The organism is Dietzia cercidiphylli, assembly GCF_014145145.1.
Taxonomy (GTDB): Bacteria; Actinomycetota; Actinomycetes; order Mycobacteriales; family Mycobacteriaceae; genus Dietzia; species Dietzia natronolimnaea.
In genome coordinates this window covers 1-3,955 of sequence record NZ_JAALEA010000238.1, presented here as the reverse complement: position 1 = coordinate 3,955, position 3,955 = coordinate 1, and the positions used below count along the sequence as shown (strand labels likewise).

At 71.0% G+C, this 3,955-nt stretch carries 4 protein-coding genes; 2 read left to right on the top strand and 2 right to left on the bottom strand.

Annotated features, from left to right (window positions below):
• Positions 1 to 715, top strand: a 715-nt coding sequence (locus G6028_RS09090; RefSeq protein ID WP_182658689.1) for a hypothetical protein, incomplete at its 5' end; no start/stop codon positions are given.
• 24 nt (positions 716 to 739) lie between these two features.
• Here G6028_RS09090 and G6028_RS09085 read toward each other — a convergent pair.
• Positions 740 to 1,561 carry an SDR family oxidoreductase gene (locus tag G6028_RS09085; RefSeq protein ID WP_182617006.1) on the bottom strand — a complete coding sequence of 274 codons (822 nt, stop codon included), beginning with the start codon at positions 1,559 to 1,561 and terminating at the stop codon, positions 740 to 742.
• A complete protein-coding gene (locus G6028_RS09080) occupies positions 1,558 to 2,790 on the bottom strand; it encodes an acyl-CoA dehydrogenase family protein (protein WP_182610490.1) in 1,233 nt (410 codons plus the stop codon). The genes G6028_RS09085 and G6028_RS09080 overlap by 4 nt, the downstream gene beginning before the upstream one ends.
• Before the next feature lie 78 nt (positions 2,791 to 2,868).
• On the opposite strand from G6028_RS09080, the gene G6028_RS09075 reads away from it, so the two are divergent.
• Entirely contained in the window at positions 2,869 to 3,723 is an 855-nt protein-coding gene (locus G6028_RS09075; RefSeq protein ID WP_146166370.1) for a mycofactocin-coupled SDR family oxidoreductase, read from the top strand.
• Positions 3,724 to 3,955: the final 232 nt, after the last annotated feature.

Genomic DNA, 3,955 nt, shown 5'->3' with positions numbered 1-3,955 from the left:
CGCCCTGAGCCTCACCGCCTGCACGATCGGCGAGACCGGCGACGACGACACCCCCGCGGGCACCACCACCGCGGTGGCCGAGGCGCCCCGGGACCAGCCGACGAGCGCACCGGGCGCGCCGGACGCAGGCGTCGACCAGTTGGTGCTGAACGCCGACGACGCCCCCGAACTGGGCCTGTCCCCCGTCTCGTCCGAGGACATCGCGGGAGGGGTCGGCGCGCTGGAGGACATCGCCGCGGGGATCCGTGTCGACCCCGAGCGTTGCGCGGACTTCAGCCAGGACGCCTTCCTTGCCCAGGCCGAACCGGGCGCGATGGCGATCCAGGCGGGCCAGAGCGGGAACTCCGCGTACGCGGTGTCCGTGACGACGGTGACCGACAGCCTTCCCGCTCGTGAGCAGCTCATCGCCGACTGCCCGACCATGACGGTCACGATCCCCCTCGAGGGGACCGAGGTGACCACCCGGGCCGAGAACTCGCTGCTGGAACTCCAGGCCCCCGAGGGCGTGGAGCACTTCGCCGCCATTTCGCAGACCAACACCATGGACATGATGGGTCAGGAGATGCTCACGGGGAACGTCCTGATCACCGGGGTCGTGCGGGGGATCGGAGTCTCCGTCACGGTCGCCAACGGTGTGGGGCCGGTCTCCGACGTGGAACGGGACACGGCTGTGGACGCCTTCGGCAAGCAGGTCGAGAAGATCCGGAACGCCTAGCCCCGGGCCCGGGGCCACCAAGGGTCAGGCCCGCTGGGACGAGATGGAGACGACCTCCCCGGTGAGGTAGGTGGTGTAGTCGCTGGCGAGCATGGCGATGGTCGCGGCCACCTCCCAGACGTCGGCGGCCCGCCCGAACGCCTCCTTGGCGGCGAGCTCGTCGAGGAGCTCGGCGGAGGCCGACTTCTCCAGGAACGCGTGGCGGGCGATGGAGGGCGCGATCGCGTTGATGCGCACGCCGAAGTCGGCGCCCTCGATCGCGGAACACCGGGTGAGCGCCATGACGCCGGCCTTGGCCGCCGCGTAGTGCGCCTGCGCCCGCTGCGCGCGCCACCCCAGCACCGAGGCGTTGTTGACGATCACCCCGTTGTGGGGCACGTCGCGGAAGTACCGCAGCGCCGCGCGGGTCGCGCGGAACGTGCCGTTGAGCGTGATGTCGAGGACCCGGTCCCAGTCCTCGTCGGTCATGTCGACCAGCTCACCCTCGCCTCCGAAGCCGGCGTTGTTGACCAGCACGTCGATGCGGCCGAGCTTTTCGGCGGCGCCGGAGATCAGCGCGTCGACGTCCGAGGTCGACTGCACGTTGCAGGTGATGGCCTCGAACCGCTGCTCGGGGAACTCGGCGGCGAGCGTGTCGCGGGCCTCGTTCATGCGGCGCTCGTGGAAGTCCGACACCAGCACGTCGGCACCCTCGAGCGCGGCGCGACGTGCGGCCGAGAACCCGATCCCCGTGCCGGCGGCCGCCGTCACCACGACCTTCTTGCCCGCGAGCAGCCCGTGTCCCGGGGTCTCCTCGGGCACCGTGGACAGCGGGGACGCGGCGAGGGGGGACTTGTGCTGGGTCATGACGGCCTGGCCTCTCGGGGTAGTCCGAGCACGCGCTCGGAGATGATGTTGCGCTGGATCTCGTTGGATCCGCCGTAGATGGTGTCGGAGCGGGTGAACAGGAACAGCCGCTGCCACCGCGCCAACTCGAGATGCTCCGGGTCGTGCAGGTCGTTGGCCGCGCCCTCGGAGTCGTGCGTGGGCCCGGTGAGCGACTCCGCCCCCTGCACGGTCATCGCCAGCTCGCCCAGATCGCGGTGCCAGGTGGCCCACAGGAGTTTGGCCGCGGAGGCGTTACCCCCGGAGGCGTCGCGCTCGGCGAGGGTACGCAGCGCATGGGCGCGGATCACCTTGAGCCCGACCCAGGCGCGCGTGATCCGTTCGCGCACCGCGGGGACCTCCGCGCTGCCGTTGGACCGGGCCATGGCCACGATCTGGTCGAGCTCGCGGGCGAAGCCCACCTGCTGACCGAGCGTGGACACACCCCGCTCGAACTCCAGCAGGGTCATGGCGACCTTCCAGCCCTCGCCCCGCTCCCCCACGATCATCCCGGCGTCGGTGACGGCATCGTCGAAGAAGACCTCGTTGAACTCCGAGGTCCCGGTGAGCTGCTGGATCGGCCTGATCTCGACGCCCGGCTGGTCCAGCGGCACCAGCAGGAAGCTCAGGCCCTTGTGACGGCTGGTCCCCTCCTCGGTCCGGGCCACGACGAACACCCACTGGCTCAGGTGCGCCAGGGAGGTCCACACCTTCTGCCCGTGCAGATGCCATCTGCCGTCCTCGCCCAGGCGCGCGGTGGTGGACACGTTCGCCAGATCGGATCCAGCGCCGGGCTCGGAGTACCCCTGCGCCCACAGTTCGGTGACGTCGAGGATCCGCGGCAGGAAACGGTCCTTCTGCTCCTGCGTACCGTGCGCGATGAGGGTGGGCCCGAGCAGCGTCTCGCCCAGGTGCGACACCCGCGCCGGGGCGTCGGCCTTGGCGTACTCCTCGTGCACGCGGACCTGCTGGCTCAGGGATGCCCCGCGGCCGCCGTACTCGACCGGCCAGCCCACGCAGGTCCACCCGGCCTCGGCCATGTGCCGCTCCCAGGCCAGGCGTCGGGCGAAGAACTGGTGCTCGCTGCCGGGCCCGCCGGTGCCCTTGATCTCGGCGAAGTCTCCGGTCAGGTTGTCGTCCAGCCACGTGCGGAACTCCGCGGCGAACTCGTCGTCGGTCATCTCCGACGCCGGCCTGGTGCTCTGGGTCATGGGGCCACTCTACCAAGCACTTGCTTGGTTTGCCGGAACCGGCCGCCCCCACTGACCGCGTCGGGTGTGATGGTCGACATGAGCACACCCGTCACGCCCCTGGAGGGCAAGGTCGCACTGGTCACCGGCGCCGCCCGGGCACAGGGCCGGGCCCACGCCGTCCGTCTCGCCTCGGAGGGCGCGGACGTCGTGGTCACCGACATCTGCGCCCCGGTGTCCGAGTCCGTTTCCTACCCGGCGCCGACACCGGACGATCTCGCCGAGACCGTTCGCCTGGTCGAGGAGGCCGGGGGCAGATCCCTCTCGGCCGTCCTCGACATCCGGGAACTGGGCGCGCTGCAGGACCTGGTCACCCGCACCATCGCCACCTTCGGCCGGCTGGACATCGTCGTCGCCAACGCCGGCGTCCTCAACTGGGGCCGGCTGTGGGAGCTGCCGGAGGACGACTGGGACATGGTCATCGGCGTCAACCTCAGCGGCACGTGGCGGACGATCCGCGCGGCGGTGCCGGCGATGATCTCCGCGGGCAACGGCGGGTCGATCATCATCGTCAGTTCGTCGGCGGGCCTCAAGGCCACGCCGGGCAACGGGCACTACTCGGCCTCCAAGGCCGGCCTGGTCGCGCTGACCAACTCACTCGCCCTCGAGGCGGGCGAGTTCGGCATCCGGGTCAACTCGATCCACCCGTACTCGGTGGACACGCCGATGATCGACCCCGACGGCATGGCGGAGATCTTCGGCCGGTTCCCGTCGTACCTGCACAGCTTCTCGCCGATGCCCCTCAAGAACGTCCTCGCGGACGGCGTCAGCACCCTGGCGGACTTCATGCCCCCCGAGGAGGTCGCCGACGTGGTGTCGTTCCTGGCCGGGGACGGTTCCCGCTCGATCTCGGGGGTCCAGGTCCCGTTCGACCGGGGCGCGCTCAGGTACTGAGCACGGGGCCGACCAAGCAGGTGCTTGGTACCGTGGTGGGCGCCACACTCGCAGCACCCGAGGAGTCCGCGATGAACGACAGCTCCACCGCCGCCCCCCGCGACGTCGAGACCACCCGCGACGTCGAGACCACCGCCGCGGCCCTGCGCCGGGCGGCGGCACTCTGGCCGGATCGCGAGGCGGTCGCCGACGTCCAGCCCGGTCAGGACACCCGGTGGACGTGGGCGCAGCT

Bases quoted from the DNA above. Each gene is read 5' to 3' on its own strand.
- G6028_RS09080 (WP_182610490.1), bottom strand. From the start codon at position 2,790: ATGACCCAGAGCACCAGGCCGGCGTCGGAGATGACCGACGACGAGTTC.
- G6028_RS09085 (WP_182617006.1), bottom strand. From the start codon at position 1,561: ATGACCCAGCACAAGTCCCCCCTCGCCGCGTCCCCGCTGTCCACGGTG.
- G6028_RS09075 (WP_146166370.1), top strand. From the start codon at position 2,869: ATGAGCACACCCGTCACGCCCCTGGAGGGCAAGGTCGCACTGGTCACC.